13 protein-coding genes are annotated in these 19,219 nt (G+C 43.8%); 4 read left to right on the forward strand and 9 right to left on the reverse strand.

Annotation, left to right across the window (positions count from 1 at the left end; all coding sequences use genetic code 11):
- Positions 1 to 6: 6 nt before the first annotated feature.
- From lysS to RM553_RS12430, 4 genes are all read left to right on the forward strand, one after another.
- Positions 7 to 1,707 (forward strand): lysine--tRNA ligase, encoded by a 1,701-nt coding sequence (gene lysS, locus RM553_RS12415; RefSeq protein ID WP_311535258.1) that lies wholly within the window; start codon positions 7 to 9, stop codon positions 1,705 to 1,707.
- Between the two features lie 133 nt (positions 1,708 to 1,840).
- Positions 1,841 to 4,342: a zinc-dependent metalloprotease gene (locus RM553_RS12420; RefSeq protein ID WP_311535259.1), complete on the forward strand. Its 2,502-nt coding sequence runs from the start codon at positions 1,841 to 1,843 to the stop codon at positions 4,340 to 4,342.
- A gap of 266 nt (positions 4,343 to 4,608) precedes the next feature.
- Complete coding sequence (locus RM553_RS12425) at positions 4,609 to 5,580, forward strand: EF-hand domain-containing protein (RefSeq protein ID WP_311535260.1); 972 nt, start codon at positions 4,609 to 4,611, stop codon at positions 5,578 to 5,580.
- A 157-nt stretch (positions 5,581 to 5,737) separates the two neighbouring features.
- On the forward strand, positions 5,738 to 6,133 hold the full coding sequence (locus tag RM553_RS12430) for a DUF4890 domain-containing protein (RefSeq protein ID WP_311535261.1): 396 nt from the start codon (positions 5,738 to 5,740) through the stop codon (positions 6,131 to 6,133).
- A gap of 74 nt (positions 6,134 to 6,207) precedes the next feature.
- Here RM553_RS12430 and RM553_RS12435 read toward each other — a convergent pair whose 3' ends face one another.
- The 9 genes from RM553_RS12435 to RM553_RS12475 all read right to left on the reverse strand — a co-directional run bounded on the left by RM553_RS12435 (position 6,208) and on the right by RM553_RS12475 (position 19,164).
- A complete protein-coding gene (locus RM553_RS12435; RefSeq protein WP_311535262.1) occupies positions 6,208 to 9,297 on the reverse strand; it encodes a heavy metal translocating P-type ATPase in 3,090 nt (1,029 codons plus the stop codon).
- Between the two features lie 219 nt (positions 9,298 to 9,516).
- Complete coding sequence (locus tag RM553_RS12440; RefSeq protein WP_311535263.1) at positions 9,517 to 9,837, reverse strand: four-helix bundle copper-binding protein; 321 nt, start codon at positions 9,835 to 9,837, stop codon at positions 9,517 to 9,519.
- A gap of 96 nt (positions 9,838 to 9,933) precedes the next feature.
- The gene (locus RM553_RS12445; RefSeq protein ID WP_311535264.1) at positions 9,934 to 10,500 is read right to left on the reverse strand and encodes a helix-turn-helix domain-containing protein; all 567 of its coding nucleotides are present in this window, start codon (positions 10,498 to 10,500) and stop codon (positions 9,934 to 9,936) included.
- 60 nt (positions 10,501 to 10,560) lie between these two features.
- Entirely contained in the window at positions 10,561 to 11,133 is a 573-nt protein-coding gene (locus RM553_RS12450) for a DUF3347 domain-containing protein (protein WP_311535265.1), read from the reverse strand.
- A gap of 71 nt (positions 11,134 to 11,204) precedes the next feature.
- Positions 11,205 to 12,944, reverse strand: a complete 1,740-nt coding sequence (locus RM553_RS12455; RefSeq protein ID WP_311535266.1) for an efflux RND transporter periplasmic adaptor subunit — start codon at positions 12,942 to 12,944, stop codon at positions 11,205 to 11,207.
- A 57-nt stretch (positions 12,945 to 13,001) separates the two neighbouring features.
- The gene (locus tag RM553_RS12460) at positions 13,002 to 14,399 is read right to left on the reverse strand and encodes a TolC family protein (RefSeq protein ID WP_311535267.1); all 1,398 of its coding nucleotides are present in this window, start codon (positions 14,397 to 14,399) and stop codon (positions 13,002 to 13,004) included.
- Complete coding sequence (locus RM553_RS12465) at positions 14,389 to 14,904, reverse strand: four helix bundle protein (protein ID WP_311535268.1); 516 nt, start codon at positions 14,902 to 14,904, stop codon at positions 14,389 to 14,391. The genes RM553_RS12460 and RM553_RS12465 overlap by 11 nt, the downstream gene beginning before the upstream one ends.
- A 3-nt stretch (positions 14,905 to 14,907) precedes the next feature.
- On the reverse strand, positions 14,908 to 18,612 hold the full coding sequence (locus RM553_RS12470; RefSeq protein WP_432271462.1) for an efflux RND transporter permease subunit: 3,705 nt from the start codon (positions 18,610 to 18,612) through the stop codon (positions 14,908 to 14,910).
- 150 nt (positions 18,613 to 18,762) lie between these two features.
- The gene (locus tag RM553_RS12475) at positions 18,763 to 19,164 is read right to left on the reverse strand and encodes an HYC_CC_PP family protein (RefSeq protein WP_311535269.1); all 402 of its coding nucleotides are present in this window, start codon (positions 19,162 to 19,164) and stop codon (positions 18,763 to 18,765) included.
- Positions 19,165 to 19,219 lie beyond the last annotated feature (55 nt).

Here is a 19,219-nt window from a genome sequence, read left to right on the forward strand (position 1 = left end):
AATATCATGCAGTTATCTGAACAGGAAATTATCAGAAGGGAAAAATTATCAGCCCTTAGAGAAGCCGGAATCAATCCTTACCCAGCCGATCTTTATCCGGTAAACCAAACTACGGCCGATATCAAATCCAATTTTGAAGAAGGCAAAAAAGTAGTTATCGCGGGCCGGCTTATGTCCAGACGAATCCAGGGAAAAGCTTCTTTTGCCGAATTACAGGATTCCAAAGGTAAAATTCAGGTATATTTTAACCGTGATGAGATTTGCCCCGGAGAAGACAAGGGCAAATACAACGATGTGTACAAGAAGCTGCTTGATATTGGCGATTTTATTGGGATTGAAGGAGAACTTTTTAAGACCAAAGTTGGAGAAATGACGGTGATGGTGAAAGATTACAGCCTGTTGAGCAAATCTTTGCGCCCGCTCCCGCTCCCCAAAACAGATAAAGAAGGCAACACATACGACGGGTTTAAAGACCCCGAGCACCGCTACCGCCAGCGGTATGCCGATCTCGCGGTAAACCCGCATGTAAAGGAAATTTTCGTAAAGCGCACAAAGTTGTTCAACGCCATGCGTAATTTCTTTAATGACAAGGGGTATTTTGAAGTGGAAACCCCAATCCTCCAGTCTATTCCCGGCGGTGCCGCTGCCCGGCCTTTTATCACGCACCACAATGCGCTGGATATCCCGCTTTACCTCAGGATCGCCAACGAATTGTACCTTAAAAGGCTTATTGTAGGTGGTTTTGACGGGGTTTACGAGTTCTCCAAAAACTTCAGGAACGAAGGAATGGACAGGACCCATAACCCCGAGTTTACCGCCATGGAAATCTATGTGGCCTATAAGGATTATAACTGGATGATGGAATTTGTGGAGGAATTGCTGGAATATTGTGCCTTACAGGTTAATGGCACTACGGAAGCTACCTTCGGAAAACATCAGGTAGATTTTAAAGCGCCTTATAAAAGGGTCACCATGACCGATGCCATTAAAGAATTTACCGGGTTTGATATTACCGGTAAATCTGAAAAGGAGTTATACGAGGCCGCCAAAGGAATGGGCATTGAGGTTGACGATACCATGGGCAAAGGAAAGCTGATTGATGAAATTTTTGGCGAAAAATGCGAAGGCAATTTTATCCAGCCTACTTTTATTACCGATTATCCGAAGGAAATGAGCCCGCTTTGTAAGGAGCACCGCGATAACCCTGAATTAACCGAACGTTTTGAGCTGATGGTTTGCGGAAAGGAAATTGCCAACGCTTATTCTGAACTTAACGACCCTATAGACCAGAGGGAGCGTTTTGAAGAACAATTAAAACTTTCAGAAAAAGGGGACGACGAAGCCATGTTTATAGACAATGACTTCTTGAGAGCGCTTGAATACGGGATGCCTCCAACTTCAGGTCTTGGTATTGGGATGGACAGGTTAATCATGTTCCTTACCAACAAGCAGTCTATACAGGAAGTTCTGTTCTTCCCGCAAATGAAACCTGAAAAAAAGGCCCCAACCCCAAAACCGGAAGACTTCCTTAAAATTGGTGTTCCGCAGGAATGGATAGACACCGTAATGCATGAATTTGCCAGTGTCTCCAAGCTCAAGGAACATAAGCCAACCCAGGTGCACCAGAAACTAAACGGCCTGCGGAAAAAGAATAAATTACCTGTTGCCGCCCTGCAGCTTGACGAAGTGGAGAACTGGTTTAAATAAATATTTTTAACTTATTTTTAAACCTTTTGAAAGGTTACAAGTCCAAAGACTGCCGGAAGGCAGTCTTTTTCTTTTCCTGAACATTCTGAAGACGGACTTCCGCTACATTATATTTAAACTAAAACTTAAATTTATGACCAAAAATTTATCTTACAAGGCAATGCTTTTGGCCTTGTCTATTTCTGTTTCCAGTTGTGCCGTATTTGATGCTGAAAATGCCAAATCCACAGCGCAGGCTTCAGAAAAGACAGATACAAAAGAAAAGGACGGTATCAAACCCTATAATAAAGTAATTACTAAAGAGGCAAAATCAGATGAAGGGCTTTTTACGGTACATAGTGTAGGAAGTAAATATTACTATGAAATCCCCGACAGCCTTTTTAACAGGGAAATGCTCACGGTAACCCGAATCGCAAAAACCGCCAGCGGAATTGGTTTTGGCGGGGGCAAACAAAATACCCAGGTGCACCGGTGGCAAAGAAAAGGGAACGATGTGTTGTTACGGGTAGTCTCTTACGGTATTTACGCGGCAGATTCGCTTCCTGTTCATGAAGCGGTGGTAAATTCCAATTTTGAGCCCATCCTTCAGAAATTCCCGATAAAAGCCATTAAAAAAGATTCGCTTAGCAATAATGTATTGATCGATGTTACAGACCTTTATGAAAAAGACGTGATGGCCCTGGGGCTTGGCGATTCAGAAAGGAAGCGATACAAGGTTTCTCGCCTGGACGATAATCGTTCGTATATAGACACTATTAGGAGTTATCCAGAAAATATAGAAGTACGGCATGTAAAAACCTACAATGCCGGCGATCCGCCATCTAATTCCAGCCTTGGTTCCATTTCGCTGGAATTCAGCAATTCCATGATTCTTTTACCTGAAGTTCCCATGGAGCGACGTTATTACGACCAGCGCGTGGGATGGTTCGCCACCGGCCAGACAGATTACGGGCTGGATGCCCAAAAAAGCGAAACCGTACGTTATCTTGACCGCTGGAGACTGGAAGTGAAAGAGGAAGACATGGAGAAATTCAAAAACGGGGAACTGGTAGAACCAAAAGAGCCTATAGTTTATTATATAGACAGGGCGACTCCTGAAAAATGGAGGCCATTTATAAAACAGGGGATAGAAGACTGGCAAAAAGCCTTTGAAGCTGCCGGCTTTAAAAACGCGATTATCGCCAAAGACGCCCCTAGCGTAGAAGAAGACCCGGACTGGAGCCCTGAAGATGTAAGATATTCGGTGGTGCGTTATCTTGCTTCCCCCATTCCTAATGCCAACGGGCCGCACGTTAGCGATCCGCGTTCAGGAGAGATTTTGGAATCAGACATTAACTGGTACCATAATGTAATGACCCTGCTTAGAAACTGGTTCTTTGTCCAAACCGCGGCCATAAATGAGGATGCGCAGGGCGTACAGTTTAAAGATGAAGTTATGGGAAGGCTTATACGCTTTGTTTCTTCCCATGAAGTTGGCCACACTCTGGGATTACCCCATAATATGGGAAGCAGCGTGGCTTACCCGGTAGAAAGCCTGAGAGATCCGGAGTTTACCAAACTTTACGGCACAGCACCTTCAATTATGGATTACGCCCGCTTTAATTATGTGGCGCAGCCGGGAGATGGCGATGTGGCCCTAATGCCCAATATTGGGCCTTACGATAAATATGCCATCGAATGGGGTTACCGGCCAATTCCGGATAAAGATCCAATAGAAGAAAAGAAAGTTCTCGACCAGTGGATTCTAAAACATGCCGGCGACCCAATGTACAGGTTTGGGCAGCAACAGGGAAATGTGATAGACCCAAGCTCGCAAACCGAAGATCTGGGTGATGACGCCATGCTGGCCAGCCACTACGGAATTTTAAACCTGAAGCGTATTATGCCTAAACTTATAGACTGGACTTCGGAAGAAGGAAAGAACTATGACGACCTTAGCGACCTTTATGGCCAGCTGGTGGGGCAGTACAATCGCTACATGGGCCACGTGGCCGCTAATATTGGCGGGGTTTATGAAAACTTCAAAACCTACGACCAGGAAGGCGCTGTTTACAGCCATGTGCCTAAGGAAAAACAAAAACGCGCCATGGAGTTCCTTCAGAAGGAATTATTTACAACTCCTGAATGGCTGCTTAACGACTCCATCTTCAACAAAATCCAGTATGATGGCAGTATAGAACGTATCAGGACCATGCAGGAGAGGGCTTTGAGCAATATCCTGGATTTTGGGAGATTGGCCAGGCTAATGGAAAATGAAGAAATAAATGGGAATGAAGCCTATTCGTTACTGGATATGATGAGGGACTTAAGAAAAGGCGTGTGGAGCGAGTTATCTTCCGGAGGAAAAATAGACCGCTACCGCAGGAACCTGCAGCGCGTTTATATAGATCGCATGGAATACCTGATGACGCAGGAACAGGAGCAGGTGCCGGCCCGGTACAGGCAATGGATAAACCAGAGCAATATTGATGTTGCGCAAAGCGACATCCGGCCGGTGGTTCGCGGCGAACTTAAAACCCTGCAAAGGCAGATAAGAAATGCTTCTTACAGGGCCGGGGATACCCTTACCAGGTATCACTTACAGGATGCCCTGGAACGAATTGATTTAATCCTGAATCCCATAGCGAAAAGCTAGTGATTTGATCCTTAAAAATTTGAGCCTGCCAGTATAATCTTGGCAGGCTTTTTTTTGCCTTTTTTCCACACAGATATTCCTGTTTTCCAACTTTTATAAAATAATTAGCACATTTTATAATTAACTGTTTTTCACATATTTAAGCCGTTTATCAAATTCCTTTTCGTCCTCTTTAAGAAAGGAGTTAAACTCAAACTAAACCCCGTTGTAAATTTCACTTTGACGCGAAAGTTTCACAAATTGAGTCACAATCTAAACTTAAAAATATGACTATGAAAGCAATGATGAATGTAGAAACCTACACAAAGTACTTTTTAATCCTTTTCCTTAGCCTTGGAATAGTGAGTTGCGATGACGACGACGATGTTATCGACGATGATGAGGATTATACAGGATCTATTACCGCAATGGACCAGACCATTTCTCAAACCGATAATACAATCATGGTACAAAGTGTAACCGTGGGACAGAATAGCTGGCTTGTGGCCGTAAATTCCGGAGATGAAAATACCGACAATTTTATAGTTGACCCGGTAATGATTGAAGAAGGAACGGAGTCTGATATCATGTTAACTTTTAATGAGGATGCCAACCTAATGGAGGGCGATAATGAAATTGTTCTGAAACTTTATGCTGAAAGTGACGATGGTATTCTTGGAGAATGGGATATAGACGATGAACCTATAACAGATACCAGCGGACTCCTGGCAAGTGAAACCATAACTGTAACTATGGAAGCAATGGAAACCAGTGCCTTTAATGATTATGATACAAATGGTGACGGATATCTGGATGCTGATGAAGTTGCGGGAACTTACCAGAACGACTTTAGTAACTGGGATACCGATGCTGACGGTTCTTTAAGCGATGAAGAATTTTCAAATACCACATTTGGCAACACTGATGCGAATGGGGATGACATGATAGACGAAGATGAATGGAATGCCGGTAATACCAGCATGTATGGTAATTATTCAGGAGATAATACTTTTGCCGATTATGATACTGACGCCAATGGCACTATAGACAGTGACGAATGGAGTACTGGTTATGCTGATTCTAACTGGTATGGTACTTATGATGCCGATACCAGCGGCAGCGTAACTGAAGACGAATGGAATACGGGTCTTTATAATGACTGGGATACCGATGCCGATGGAATGATTAATGAAGACGAGTATAACAACTATAGCGGTTATACCGGTAGCTGGTCTACCACTACTGGTACTACTATGTAATATTGGTTGGCGATTGTTGGGGAAAAGGTCGGGGAGTTTTATCCTACGGCCTTTTCTTTTATCTATAAGTTAAATTAACTCTGAAAACTGAAAAAACACTTCTTATATATTAAACTTACTCCTCTTTTATATGTCTAAGATTTAATTACTTATAAATATGAAAAAATTAATTTTATTACTGATAATGCTGATCTCAGTATCGGCATTTTCACAGGACGAAGGCCGCAGAATGGGTAACCGCGCAAATCGCAGCCCTGAAGAAATGGCAAATTTCGCCTCAGACAGAATGACGAAGATGCTGGATTTAAATGAAACCCAGCAGGAACAGGTAAAATCTTTTTATCTGGAAAGAGCTGAAGAAATGCAGAAAATGCGTAAAGAAAACTCCGGAAATTTAAGCAGGGAAGACCGGAGGAAAATAATGCAGGAAGCAGCATTGGCTGAAGATGAGGAAATGCAAAAAATACTTACTGAAGAACAGTACCAAAAATGGCAAAAATCCCGCGAAGAGCGCAGGCGCAACTGGCAGGATGGCAACCGCCGCAGAAATTAAATCATTCCTCATAAATAATTGGCCTGGAAAATAGCGATTTCAATAAAATTCGTTTTTTCCAGGCTTTTTTATGATCAGAGTTTTGCAGAGCGCAGCCGCAGCGCGTTCGTAATTACCGAAACCGAGCTAAAACTCATCGCTAAGGCAGCGATCATTGGAGAAAGTAAAATCCCGAAGAAAGGATATAACACTCCCGCAGCGATTGGCACTCCTACCGAATTATAAATAAGTGCAAAAAATAAATTCTCCCTTATATTCCTCATCACTTTGGCGCTTAGCTGCTTCGCCTTTACCACACCCTGAAGGTCTCCTTTCACCAGGGTAATTTCAGCGCTTTCAATGGCCACATCGGTTCCGGTGCCCATGGCAATCCCAATTTCGGCCTGGGCAAGTGCAGGCGCATCGTTTATGCCATCACCAGCCATCGCTACTTTTTTGCCATTTTCCTGCAGGCGCTTTACTTCTTCCTGCTTATCCTGTGGCAGCATTCCCGCTTTAAATCCGCTAAGCCGCATTTCGCCGGCCACTGCCGCAGCCGTATTTTCGTTATCCCCGGTAAGCATAACTACCTCAACGCCTTGTTCCATTAATGCTGAAATAGCCTGGCGACTGGTTTTCTTAATAGCATCGGTAATGGTGATATAGCCGGCCACTTCAGTATTCACAGAAAGATAAGAAACCGTTTTTCCCGATTTTTGCTCTTTTAAGACCTGCTCTTCCAATGCTGCGGAAACAGGAATATTCAGCTCCTGCAGAAGGGCCGCGTTACCAATTGCTATTTTTTCAGCATTTATTTCTGCAGTAACGCCTTTTCCCGTAACCGCATTAAAATTTGAGGCCTCTGTAAATTTCACATTTTTGCCCCGGGCATAGTTTACAGTTGCTTCAGCCAGCGGATGTTCACTTAAAGCATTTACGGAAGCTATCTTTTGCAATACCTCATCTTCAGTAAAACTATTCGCAGCCACCACTTTTTCTACTGAAGGTTTGCCCTCTGTTATGGTCCCGGTTTTATCAATTATCAGCGTATCAATATCATCCATTTGTTCCAGGGCACGGGCATTTTTAATCAGCACCCCGTTTTGCGCTCCTTTGCCCACTCCTACCATAACCGACATTGGCGTGGCCAGCCCTAAAGCGCAGGGACAGGCAATAATTAAAACCGCAATGGCATTGATCAGGGCATAAACATAAGAGGGCTCCGGCCCGTAAATGGCCCAGATAACAAAGGTTATAATGGAAATGATCACCACCACCGGCACAAAGTATGCTGAAATTTTATCTGCCAGTTTCTGGATTGGCGCCTGGGAACGACTGGCATCGTTAACCATTTTTACGATTTGGGCCAGCAGGGTTTCGTTCCCCACTTTTTCGGCCTTCATGGTAAAGCTTTGGTTCCCGTTTATAGTTCCCGAAGTCACTTTATCACCTTCAGCTTTTTCCACGGGAACCGGTTCCCCGGTGATCATGGATTCATCTATGCTGGTCTGGCCTTTTTCTATACTTCCATCTACGGCGATTTTATCCCCGGGTTTTACCCTTAGAATATCTCCTTCTTGAATTTTATTGGTCGAGATCACTTCTTCTTCCCCATCAACTACACGAATGGCGGTATTTGGCGCCAGCTTCAGCAATTCCTTAATGGCTGAATTTGTCCTGCTGTGGGCACGGGCTTCCATTACCTGCCCCAGCAACACAAGGGTGAGGATTACCGTGGCTGCTTCAAAATAAACATGCACGGTGCCCGCTTCGGTTTTAAACTGCTGCGGGAAAAAATCTGGGACCAGCATCCCGAATACGCTGAAAAGCCAGGCCACCCCGGCACCTATTCCAATTAAAGTGAACATATTGAGGTTCCAGGAAACTACAGACTTCCATGCGCGTTCAAAGAACATCCAGGTAGCGTAAAAAACCACCGGCAGCGAAAGGCCAAACTGGATCCAGTTCCAGTATTTTAAATCCATCCAATCGTAAAGCGGATTATCCGCCAACATCTCAGACATGGCGATAAGGAATACCGGGAGGGTAAAGGCCACCGCTATTTTAAACTTTTTCAGCAGCTTTTTATAAGTTTTATCTTCTGCTGAAGAATCTACTTCTTTTGGCACCAGGTCCATCCCGCAAATAGGGCAGCTCCCCGGCCCGTCTTCTTCTATTTCCGGGTGCATGGGGCACGTATAGCCTCCCCCCCCGCCCCCTCCAAAGGAGGGGGAGTTAAGGCTCATTTCTTCCACCAGGTCCATCCCGCACACGGGACAATCTCCGGGCTTACTATAGGTTTTATCCCCTTCGCAATGCATCGGGCAGTAAAAAACACCGGTACCTTCGCCTTTTGCCTCCTGGTTTTTCCCATGCTGATGATATTGGTGTTCCTCTCCAGGCAAATGAATCTGGTAATTCCCACCCGCTTCTCTCAACGCCTGCTGAAATTTGTCAATTTTGATATGCTCCTGCATTGCTATCTCCGCTTCAGCATTTTCCAGATTAACAGTAGCTTTGGTCACGCCTTCCAACTTGTTCAAAGCTTCTTCAACATGGGCGCGACAGCCGTTGCAGGTCATTCCCGTAACAGCATATTTATGCTTCATCCCGGAATCATTCATTTTCCCTGTCTTTTCAGAATTGGAAACTTCAGAAGAATGCTTATGTTTTTCTTCCGCTTCAGATGGAAGATGAATCTGGTAATTCCCGCCCGCTTCTTTTAACGCCTGCTGAAATTTGCCAATTTTAATATGCTCCCGCATTTCTATCTCCGCTTCAGCTTTTTCAAGATCCACAATAGCTTTGGTCACGCCTTCAACCTTATTCAGTGCTTCTTCCACATGACTGCGACAACCATTACACGTCATTCCCGTAACAGCATATTTATGCTTCATCCCGGAATCATTCATTTTCCCTGTCTTTTCTGAATTGGAAACTTCAGAAGAATGCTTATGTTTTTCTTTCGCTTCAGATGGAAGATGAATCTGGTAATTTCCACCCGCTTCTTTTAACGCCTGCTGAAATTTGTCAATTTTAATATGCTCCCGCATTTCTATCTCCGCTTCAGCTTTTTCAAGATCAACAGAAGCTTTTGTCACGCCTTTAACCTTATTCAGTGCTTCTTCCACATGACTGCGACAACCATTACAGGTCATTCCAGTGACTGTATAGATATGTTTCATAATTGCTCGCAATTTTCCGGCAAGTTAAATTTTCAATATCCAATTCGATATTAAAATTGTCGGATTTCCTTTTGAATTCTTTCTGGTTTTAGAGCTCAATCCGCACTTCATTTGTAATGAATATGGGATCCAGACGAATTTTTAAAATTTCAGAACGTTTTTAAATAATAAAAGCCCGGTAAGGGTCCGGGCTCTTTATCTTTAATTAGGGCTTTTGATTTATGCCAAAAATTCCTCGCATGCCTTTTCACATTCCCTGCAGGCTTTCGCGCAATCCTGGCAATGTTGGGAATCGTGTTTTTCGCATTCGTCTGCACATTCTCCGCAAACCTGCTTACAATACTCCACAAGGCCCGTAACATTTGCCCCATCTATAGCAAGTATTTGGGCAAGTGCCGCGCAGGCTTCAGAACAAACTTTATCTGTACGTATGCACGGCACCATTTTCTTTAGATCATCTTCATCAAGGCAGGCGTCTGCGCAATAGTTGCAATGGTTAATACAGTTTCCAAGCGCGTGAATAAATTTTTCATTTCTCATAATATTCTCTTTTAATTGGTTATAAATTCAATATAAAAAGCATTAAGAAAAATGACTTTTAAAATTATGGTAAAGAATATTGCTTTTAAGGAAAATTTATAAAGAATCCAGGGTATTCTGCCTTTTTACGCGCTTTAGCCGGTATTCAGACGGACTCAATCCAGTGCTCTTCCTGAAAGAACTGGAAAGGTAAGCGGCACTCGAATATCCCGTTTGGTCTGCGATTTCAGAAATATTCAGCTCATCGTATTCCAGTAACTCCTTTACACGCTGTACACGAATGCTGTTTTGAAAACTCGAAATACTGCGCCCTTCATATTTAGTAAAAAGATTAGTGAGATGGCTGTAGTCATAATGTAGGCGGTCACTCAGCACGCGGGAAAGTTTTTCATCACGTAGCTCGTTTTCATAAACCTGTGATATAATAATAGATTTGATGTTGTTTATGATCCTTTCATTTTTCTCCTGAAGAATTTCAAATCCCACTGCCCGGAAATCCCGCTGAAGGTTATGAAGCTCCAAATCTTTTAATTCCCTGTTTAAAACCGCTTCTCCAAGGGAAATACGTACAAACGGAATATTATGCCGCTGCAAAATTTCCTTTACGGTTGCAATGCAGCGGTTACATACCACGTTTTTAATCTGAAGGCTTTCGTTTTTCAAATTTTTGAAATTGAAAGCCGGTTCCTGCTGAAAATTAAGCGCTGGAAACCGGCTTTTTGATTAATTCAAGGTTTCTTCAGTCCTGCCGCAGTTAAGCATTTTTTCTCCAAAATATGGATTTCTTATCTGCTTGCTATTCGAGTACCAGTAAGCTCCTTTGCCTTCAAAAGCCATGGGGCAATACTGCCTATAAATTTCTCCTGAAGTAATTGCTCCTTGTAGAACCGGCTGCATAGCCGAAGCCAAATCAGAGAAAGCCTCGCGCTGAACATTAATATCTTCTGTTGCCAGGATTTTATTGGCTGCGTTTACAAGTTCTGCCCTATCAGTATCTTTCTTTATCTCATTAACCAGTTTCTGCGCCGACTTTTGAGCATCCATAGCATTGCTGGCCACAAGGGCTTCCTTAATACCAATGTAGGCTTCATAAATACGGCCAGTAGCTTTTTCATTAAACTGTGGAGCCGCCACAGAATCCTGCATTTCCTTCATGCTGGTTTCAGTTTCCTGGTGGTGCTCATTTTGCATTGGCATTCCCTCTTCTTCGTTCTCCTTACTGTCCCTACAGGAAGAAAGACTAACGCTGGCTGCTATTGCAGCAAAGAAAACCGCGTTTCTCATTACTCGTTTCATATCTACTCTTTTTGGTTATTTAAATTAGTGATTCTTTTTTATTATACCTGAAAAATGCTTTTAGTATTTTATTACCGTTCCGTTTGCCTGGCACCAAAAATCTTTTTTGTTTCCCCGCAAGTTAACATTGCCTCTCCAAAATAAGGATTTCGTATTTCCCGTATCTCGCTTATCCAGTAAGCACCTTTGTTATTATTGGCCATTGGACACCTCTGTAAATAAAGGGTGTTATTAAGGTTATCCATATTGGAAACAAAAGCAAGCACATTTTCGGAAAGGGCCACAAAATGATCCCGCTGGTTCTCCAGTTGGGTGTTTTCTGAAATACCTTCCAGCATGGTTTTAATTTTATCCAGATGTGTGACTTCCATATTCCCCAGGTTTTTTGTTCTAAGCCCATTTACCTGCCGCAGCATTTTATAGGCCTCAGCCTTTGCTTCCTCCATATTAGAATTTACCAAAGCATTTTTTAAATCCAGGTAACTGTCCAGTACGCTGGTGAAATCTTTCTGAAAAATTTCCGGCAGCCGCATTTCCATCTGCATAGGTTTTTCTTCGGAAACTGCTTCTGTGGCCTCGCCGTTCATCATAGAAGGTTTGCCCTGTAATTGTGCGGCCGCATCTACGGTAAAAGTTCCGTTTACCACAATCTCCTCTTCGGCATTAAGGCCCTGCAGGACTTCATAATTGTTCCCCAACTGCCTGCCCAGCTGTACTTCCCGCATCTCAAAAACAGGTTTTTTAGGATTTGTTTTTACGTAAACCAAAGAACGCTCTCCTGTCCATAATACTGCCGATTTTGGAATAGTTATATTTGCTGAATTTGCCGCCTGCTCCACCTCCAGCCTGCCTTTAACAAACATGCCCGGTTTGAGCTTTCCCTTCTCGTTTTCCAGTTCTGCCCTTATCTTGACGGTTCGCGTTGAAGTATTTAAAAGCGGATTTACAAATGAAATTTCCGATTCAAATTGCCGGTCTGGAAAAGCATTGGTGGTAATTGTAATTTTCTGGCCTTCTTCCAAACCTGAAAGTTGGTTTTCATAAACATCAAAAACCGCCCATACATTGTTTAAATCGGCGATTTCATACAATGGCTGCCCCTGCTCTACGTAATCTCCTTCCTGCACCATTTTTTGGGTCACCGTTCCGCCTACAGTGGCGTATACGGGAAAATTCTCTTTTACACTTCCCGAATTTTCAATGGCATCTATTTGAGTATCGCTAAGTTTCCAAAGCTTCAGCTTATTCCTCACCGCCCTGTAAAGCGCAGGCTGATTTTCCTTTAATCTGGCCGCGGTTAAAAGCTCCTGCTGGGCAGAAACCAGTTCCGGCGAGTAAATTGTGGCCAGCAACTGCCCACGCTTTACCTGCTCGCCGGTGGTATTGATGTTCAGGTTTTCTATACGCCCGCCGAAATAGGAAGTTTGCACGGCATTGGCCTCTTCATTCACCTCAATTTTGCCCGATAGTACGAACCCGCTGGCTGCTTCCCCCGTCATGCCTACCTTCGCCGTTTGTATAGTGGCCAGTGCCATGGCATTTTCGGTAAGGCTGAATTGCTCTGGAGATAATCCCGCGGCGTCGGCTTCAGCGGGAATAAGGTACATCCCGCAAATTGGACAATCTCCCGGTTCAGATTTCATAATTTGCGGATGCATGCTACACGTCCACATCTGTTCGGAAGCTTCACTTTCATGCTCCTGCCTGGCAGTGCTTTCTGCGGCCGCCTCTTCAGAATTGATTCCGAAGAAAAGATAGCCCAGCAGCAATCCTGCAAGCAAAATTCCAATGTAAATGATATATTTTTTCATCTCTTTTAGATTTTAAAAATAGGTTTAAGCTAAGCTCCACCTGGTATTCTGCTATAATTAATTGCTTAAATAATTCACCATTGTGGCCTGCATGTAAAAATTCTTCACCGCTTCTATATGACCAAGCTGAAACTTCAACTGCATTTCCTGGATTTCCAGCACATCGTTAAAATCTATAGTCCCGGTTTCATAATTTTTCAGCAGGATTTCTTCGGCATCCTTGGCCTGTTCAAGGTTCTTCAGGTAAGTAGCGGCGGTTATCCTTGCAGAAGCCCTTTCGCTAACAGCCTCCTTCAACATGGTTTGCAGCTTAAGCAGCCTGTTTTGCTGTTGCGCCCTTATTTCTTTCTGCCTTAGTTCATTTTGCCTGCTTACAGATCTATACTTATTGCTGAATATTGGAATAGCCACCGAAAGCATTGGCATCAGGATGTCTTTGCCATTATCGGTAAAATCCATATCTGCCCTTTCTGCCACGCTTACATAATCCAGCCCTACACCAATTTTTGGCAGCGCTTCTTTCCTGTTTAAACTTTCTGCCTCGGCAACAGAGGTGTACAATTGTTCAAATTTTAATAATTCCGGGTGCACTTCTGAAATTTTTTCTTCGGAAAAATCCTTATCGGGCACCGCCAGGGACTCGGGAATTAGTAGCGGCCGACTTTCTTTGCTGTTCAGCAGCTTTTCAAACTGAAGCTTCTCCGCCCCGGCATCCTGCTCCAGGGTTTGGGCCTGTTGCACAAGGTCATTCTGCCGCATTTGAAGCCGGAGCACATCTACCGCAGAAGCGCTTCCCACTTCAAGAAAAGTGAGGGCCAGTTCATGATAGGTATCCAGCAGTTCCACATTTTCTAAAAGGATGGCCTGTTTCGCCTGCAGGGCATAAAGCCGGTAATAAGACTGCGCTACAGCTAATGCCAGTTTTCGTTTGGCAATGGAAATTTCAACATATTCAGCATCTGCCATGGAAGCCGCGTAATTTTTCCTGGCGGTAATGGTGCCGAACCAGGGCAGCATCTGCCTCACCGAAAATCGTGCTTTCTGGGGCCCGGTTCTGGTTTCAGGTTCACTTGCGAAATAGCCCGCACTCAGTTCAGTATCCGGCAAGCCGCCCGCTTCTTCTGCTTTTTCTGCCGTAAGCTCATAACGATATTGCAGCGCCTGAATCTCGGGACTATTTTCTTCAGCCTCCTTAATGTAAGATTGCAATTGCTGCGCGTTTGCGGAGTGAGAAACAAAAAGTGAGAAGAAAAAAAGAGTCGAGAACAGGAAATTGGAAGCTGGAAACTGGAGAACAAATACTGGAAACTGGAAGCTGGAAACCAGACACTGGGGCCGAGAAGCTTTAGGCTGAAGGTACGCCATTAGACTTTGGATACTGAAAATTTGAAGTTGAATAAATTTAAGTTCAAACTTCAGGCCTCTAACTTTTAACTTCCAAATTTTATTTTTCATAGCTTTTCCAATTTTGATGAAGCTTCGTAATCTTTCTACCTATTATGGCATTCCTGTCAATGAGTTTTTCAAAATTTTCTTTATCAATATAACTACAGTCCTTTGAGAAATTCAACCAGGTTTCCACCTCTCCGTTCGAGCCAAGCGCATGAATTAAATGTTGCTTAAATATATTCTCGTAATTTCTTTTACACCAGCCTTCACTAATGTTGGCAGGAACAGATCTGCTGGCCCTAATTAGCTGCGAAGTCAAACTGTAAATCTCCTCCTTCGGAAACCTTCTTGTATGCAAAAAAACATCCATAGCCAATTCATAAGATTCCTTATAAACCATTAAATCCTTAAAAGACTGTATCATATTTTCGTATCTTAAATGAATTTTCCAACTTCCAACTTCCAACTTCCAACTTCCAACTTCCAACTTCCAACTTCCAACTTCCAACTTCCAACTTCCAACTTCCAACTTCCAACTTCCAACTTCCAACTTCCAACTTCCAACTTCCAACTTTCAACTTTTCACTTTCACCTTCATTTCCTTCCTCCAGCTAAACAATACCGGCACCACGAACAAGGTGATGAGAGCGATGAGCATTCCGCCGAAACCGGGGATGGCCATAGGGATCATGATATCGCTTCCCCTTCCCGTGGAAGTTAATACCGGCAGTAGCGCGAGAATGGTAGTTGCCGTGGTCATTAAACAGGGCCGTATCCTTTTCTCCCCCGCTTCCACCACCGAAGCGCGGATTTGTGATTTGGTTTCTGTTACATTTTTCTCAAAGGTCTGGGTGAGGTAAGTGGCCATTACCACGCCATCATCAGTCGCGATTCCAAAGAGGGCAATAAAACCAACCCATACCGCCACACTAAGGTTAATTGGGTGCATCTGGAAAAGTTCCCTCAAATTTTCTCCCATAAAATTGAAATTTAAGAACCAGTCTTGCCCGTAAAACCAGATGAGTAAAAAGCCACCGGCAAAAGCCACCGCGATACCTGTAAAAACCATCAGAGAAGTAGAAACCGACTTAAACTGAAAATACAGGATCAAAAAGATGATAATAAGCGACAATGGCACTACAACAGATAAAGTTTTTTCTGCCCGTAACTGATTTTCATAGGTTCCCGTAAAACGGTACGTGATCCCTTCAGGAACCCTTAGTTCGCCTTCATCAATTTTCTGCTGAATAACGCCCTGTGCATTTTTCACTACATTTACTTCAGCATAGCCATCGAGTTTATCAAAAAGTACATATCCAATCAGGAAGGTATCTTCGCTTTTAATTACCTGCGGGCCCTGCTCATATCGTATTTCCACAAGCTCGCTTAGCGGTACCGGGCTTCCGTTTTCCACAGGCACGTAAATATTTTTTATATCTTCCGGATTAGCCCGTAATTCCCGGGGGTAACGCACCCGTATTCCATAGCGCTCCCGCCCTTCAACGGTTTGGGAAAGCTGCATCCCGCCCACGGCTACTTCAAGAATCTGCTGTACTTCTTCTATGCTCACACCATACCTTGCCAGCCTGTCACGCTGTATATCAATAAGCAGATAAGGTTTCCCCACAATCCTGTCGGCAAAAACAGCTTCATCTTTTACACCATCTACTTCTTTTAATATTTCTTCCAGTTTCAGACCAAAATCTTCGATGGTTTTTAGATCCGGCCCCTGCACTTTAATCCCCATTGGCGCCCGCATTCCCGTTTGCAGCATTACCAGACGGGTTTCTATAGGCTGCAGTTTTGGAGCAGAAGTAATTCCCGGCAATTTTGTTACCCTTACAATTTCGTTCCAGATATCATCCGGCGATTCAATTCCCGGCCTCCAGTTCCTGAAATATTCCCCGTCTTCATCTTCTATAAGTTGCTCCCTTTTTACATCGGGCGAAGTGGAAATGTTTTTATCTTCAGCTTTTTCCAAAATTTCCGGATCCACATCGGAATTGGGATTTAGCAGCAGGCTACCGTTTTTCAGCATAAATAACCCGTCTTCATTTATTTTATAGCGTTGCCGTTCCCCATTCGAATTGCGCATGTACTCAGATTTAAACTGAATAATATTCTCATACATGGAAAGCGGGGCGGGATCCAGCGCAGATTCTGTACGGCCGGCTTTTCCCACCACCGTTTCAATTTCGGGAATACTGGCCACGGCCATGTCCAGCTGCTGCAGGACGCGCTTATTTTCCTCAATCCCCGCGTGTGGCAGGGAAGTTGGCATTAACAGGAATGAACCTTCATTTAGGGAAGGCATAAATTCTTTCCCGGTATTTTTCATTATTATAAACCCAAGAATAATAATTACCGTGGGAATGGATAAAAAGAGGATTTTATTCCGAAGTGCCCAGCCCAGAATCCTCGTATAATAATTTCTGAAGATCATAAAGCCGCCCAGTATTCCGAAGGTGATAAGACTAACAAAAATCAAATTCATAAAAATGCTGCGGTCAAAACCCAGCGGGCGCCAGTATTCGGCTAAAAGAAAAATGATAGCTACTGCGGAAATCACCACGTTGATGAGATTTGCCCTTTTCGGGCTTATCTTTTTCTTCAGCAGTAAAATTCCGGTAAGGCCGAAAGCAACGAGTACCAGCCCAATGAAGTATCCAAAGATGATGGCTGTTATTCCTGAAATGATCAGGATAATATTTGCAATAAACCCAATGCTTGTTTTTGCCGTCCTTTTCCTAAAGAAAGCGGCCGCAAAAGGCGGGATAAGGAACAACGCCACGATTAAAGAAGCGCTTAGCGCCATGGTTTTGGTAAATGCCAGCGGGCGGAACAATTTACCTTCGGCACCAATCATGGTGAAAACCGGGATAAAGCTGATAATGGTGGTGAGTACCGCGGTGAGTATGGCCCCGGAAACTTCAGAAGTCGCATTGTACACCACCGTATTGATGGGCAGCTTGTTCCCATTTTCATCTAAACTTAGCTCATCCAGGTGCCGCAGGATATTTTCAGAAAGGATTACGCCCACATCCACCATGGTTCCTATGGCGATGGCAATCCCCGATAAAGCCACAATATTGGCGGGAACATTAAATACCTTCATGGCGATAAAAACCATAAGCACCGCCACCGGTAGCAAACCTGAAATCAAAATGGAAGCGCGAAGGTTATAGACCATCACGACAATTACCAAAATGGTAATAAGAATTTCCATGGTGAGCGCTTCATTAAGCGTGCCCAGGGTTTCCTGGATAAGTTCTGTACGGTCATAAAACGGAACAATGGTCACCTGTGAAGTTCGTCCATCTTCCAGGGTTTTAGAAGGAAGGCCGCCGCTAATCTCATCAATCTGTTCTTTTACATTATTGATAACTTCCAGCGGATTCGCCCCATAACGGGCCACGACCACTCCCCCAACAACCTCGGCGCCTTCCTTATCGAGGATGCCACGACGCTGTGCAGGACCTAAGCTCACATTGGCAATATCGCCAATGCGTAACGAAGTGAAATCTTCAGAAGTAATTACGGTATTTTCAATATCTTCTATAGATTCTACATAACCCAGGCCGCGTACTAGGTACTCGGCCCGGTTAATTTCCAGGGTTTGCGCCCCAATGTCTCGGTTGCTTTGCTTTACCGCTTTCACCACTTCGGGCAGGCCAATATTGTACTGCCGCATCAGTTCAGGATTTACGTCTATTTGATACTCCTGAACATAACCGCCTATGGAGGCTACTTCAGACACACCGCTGGCTCCTGAAAGCGCGTATTTCACATAATAATCCTGTATGCTGCGCAATTCCTGCAAGTCCCAGCCTCCGGTAACATTTCCTTCTTTATCACGGCCTTCTAATGTGTACCAGAAAATTTGGCCTAAACCCGTAGCATCGGGGCCCAGGGTGGGATTTACACCATCGGGCAGTAAATTTGCGGGAAGAGAATTCAGTTTTTCCAAAATACGGCTACGGCTCCAGTAGAAATCCACATCTTCCTCAAAAATGATGTAGATACTGGAAAAACCAAACATAGAAGAGCTCCTTATGGTTTTAACCCCGGGAATTCCGAGCAGGGATGTTGTAAGCGGGTAACTTACCTGGTCTTCAATATCCTGTGGAGAACGGCCGGGCCACCTGGTAAAAATGATCTGCTGGTTTTCCCCAATATCGGGTATGGCATCTACGGCCACGGGATTGGAGGGTAAAAAACCAACATCCCAGTTAAAGGGAGCGTTAACAATGCCCCAGCCAACAAAAAGCACCAGCAGCAATACGGCTACGAGTTTATTTTCAATTAGAAATTTTATGCCTTTTTCAGCATAGAAGAGGATATTTAAGTAATTAGAATCAAAAAGTTGACAAACAACAGTTGCAGGCCGGAAACATTAGTTTTCGCCTGTAGCTTCTAAAAAACTTAAATATCAAATAAGGAAAGTCTCGTGGAACACCGGGATGTCCTTCACCAGCAAAGGAGGAATATAATCTTTAAACGGCACTACCTGTTTTGGCAGGCTCTCAAAAAGGTTTAGGTATGAAAAGGTGAAGGCGGTAAAGAAAAGCTGCTGGTTTAAATCGAAAGTCTGGAAGGAATTCTTCAATTCATCCTGGCCGTGTACGGCGACTTTTTCATTGCTGCAACAGGAATCCTTCATTTCATCTTTTGAAGAAGACATCTCCATCCCGCAGGTTTTTGCTTTAGACAAAACGGCACTATCCACAAGCACGCTTCCGCAGAAATGCTTATCTACGGTAAAAGAGAGGGTGGAGAACATAACCAGTAAGGCCATGACTACAGAAATACTATTTTGCAAAGCTTTTTTCATCAGCTACAAAAATACAATTTTTTTAAATATTAGCAGGTTACCTGATTAGGAGCCA

This window comes from Autumnicola tepida (genome assembly GCF_031846485.1).
Taxonomy (GTDB): domain Bacteria; phylum Bacteroidota; class Bacteroidia; order Flavobacteriales; family Flavobacteriaceae; genus Autumnicola; species Autumnicola tepida.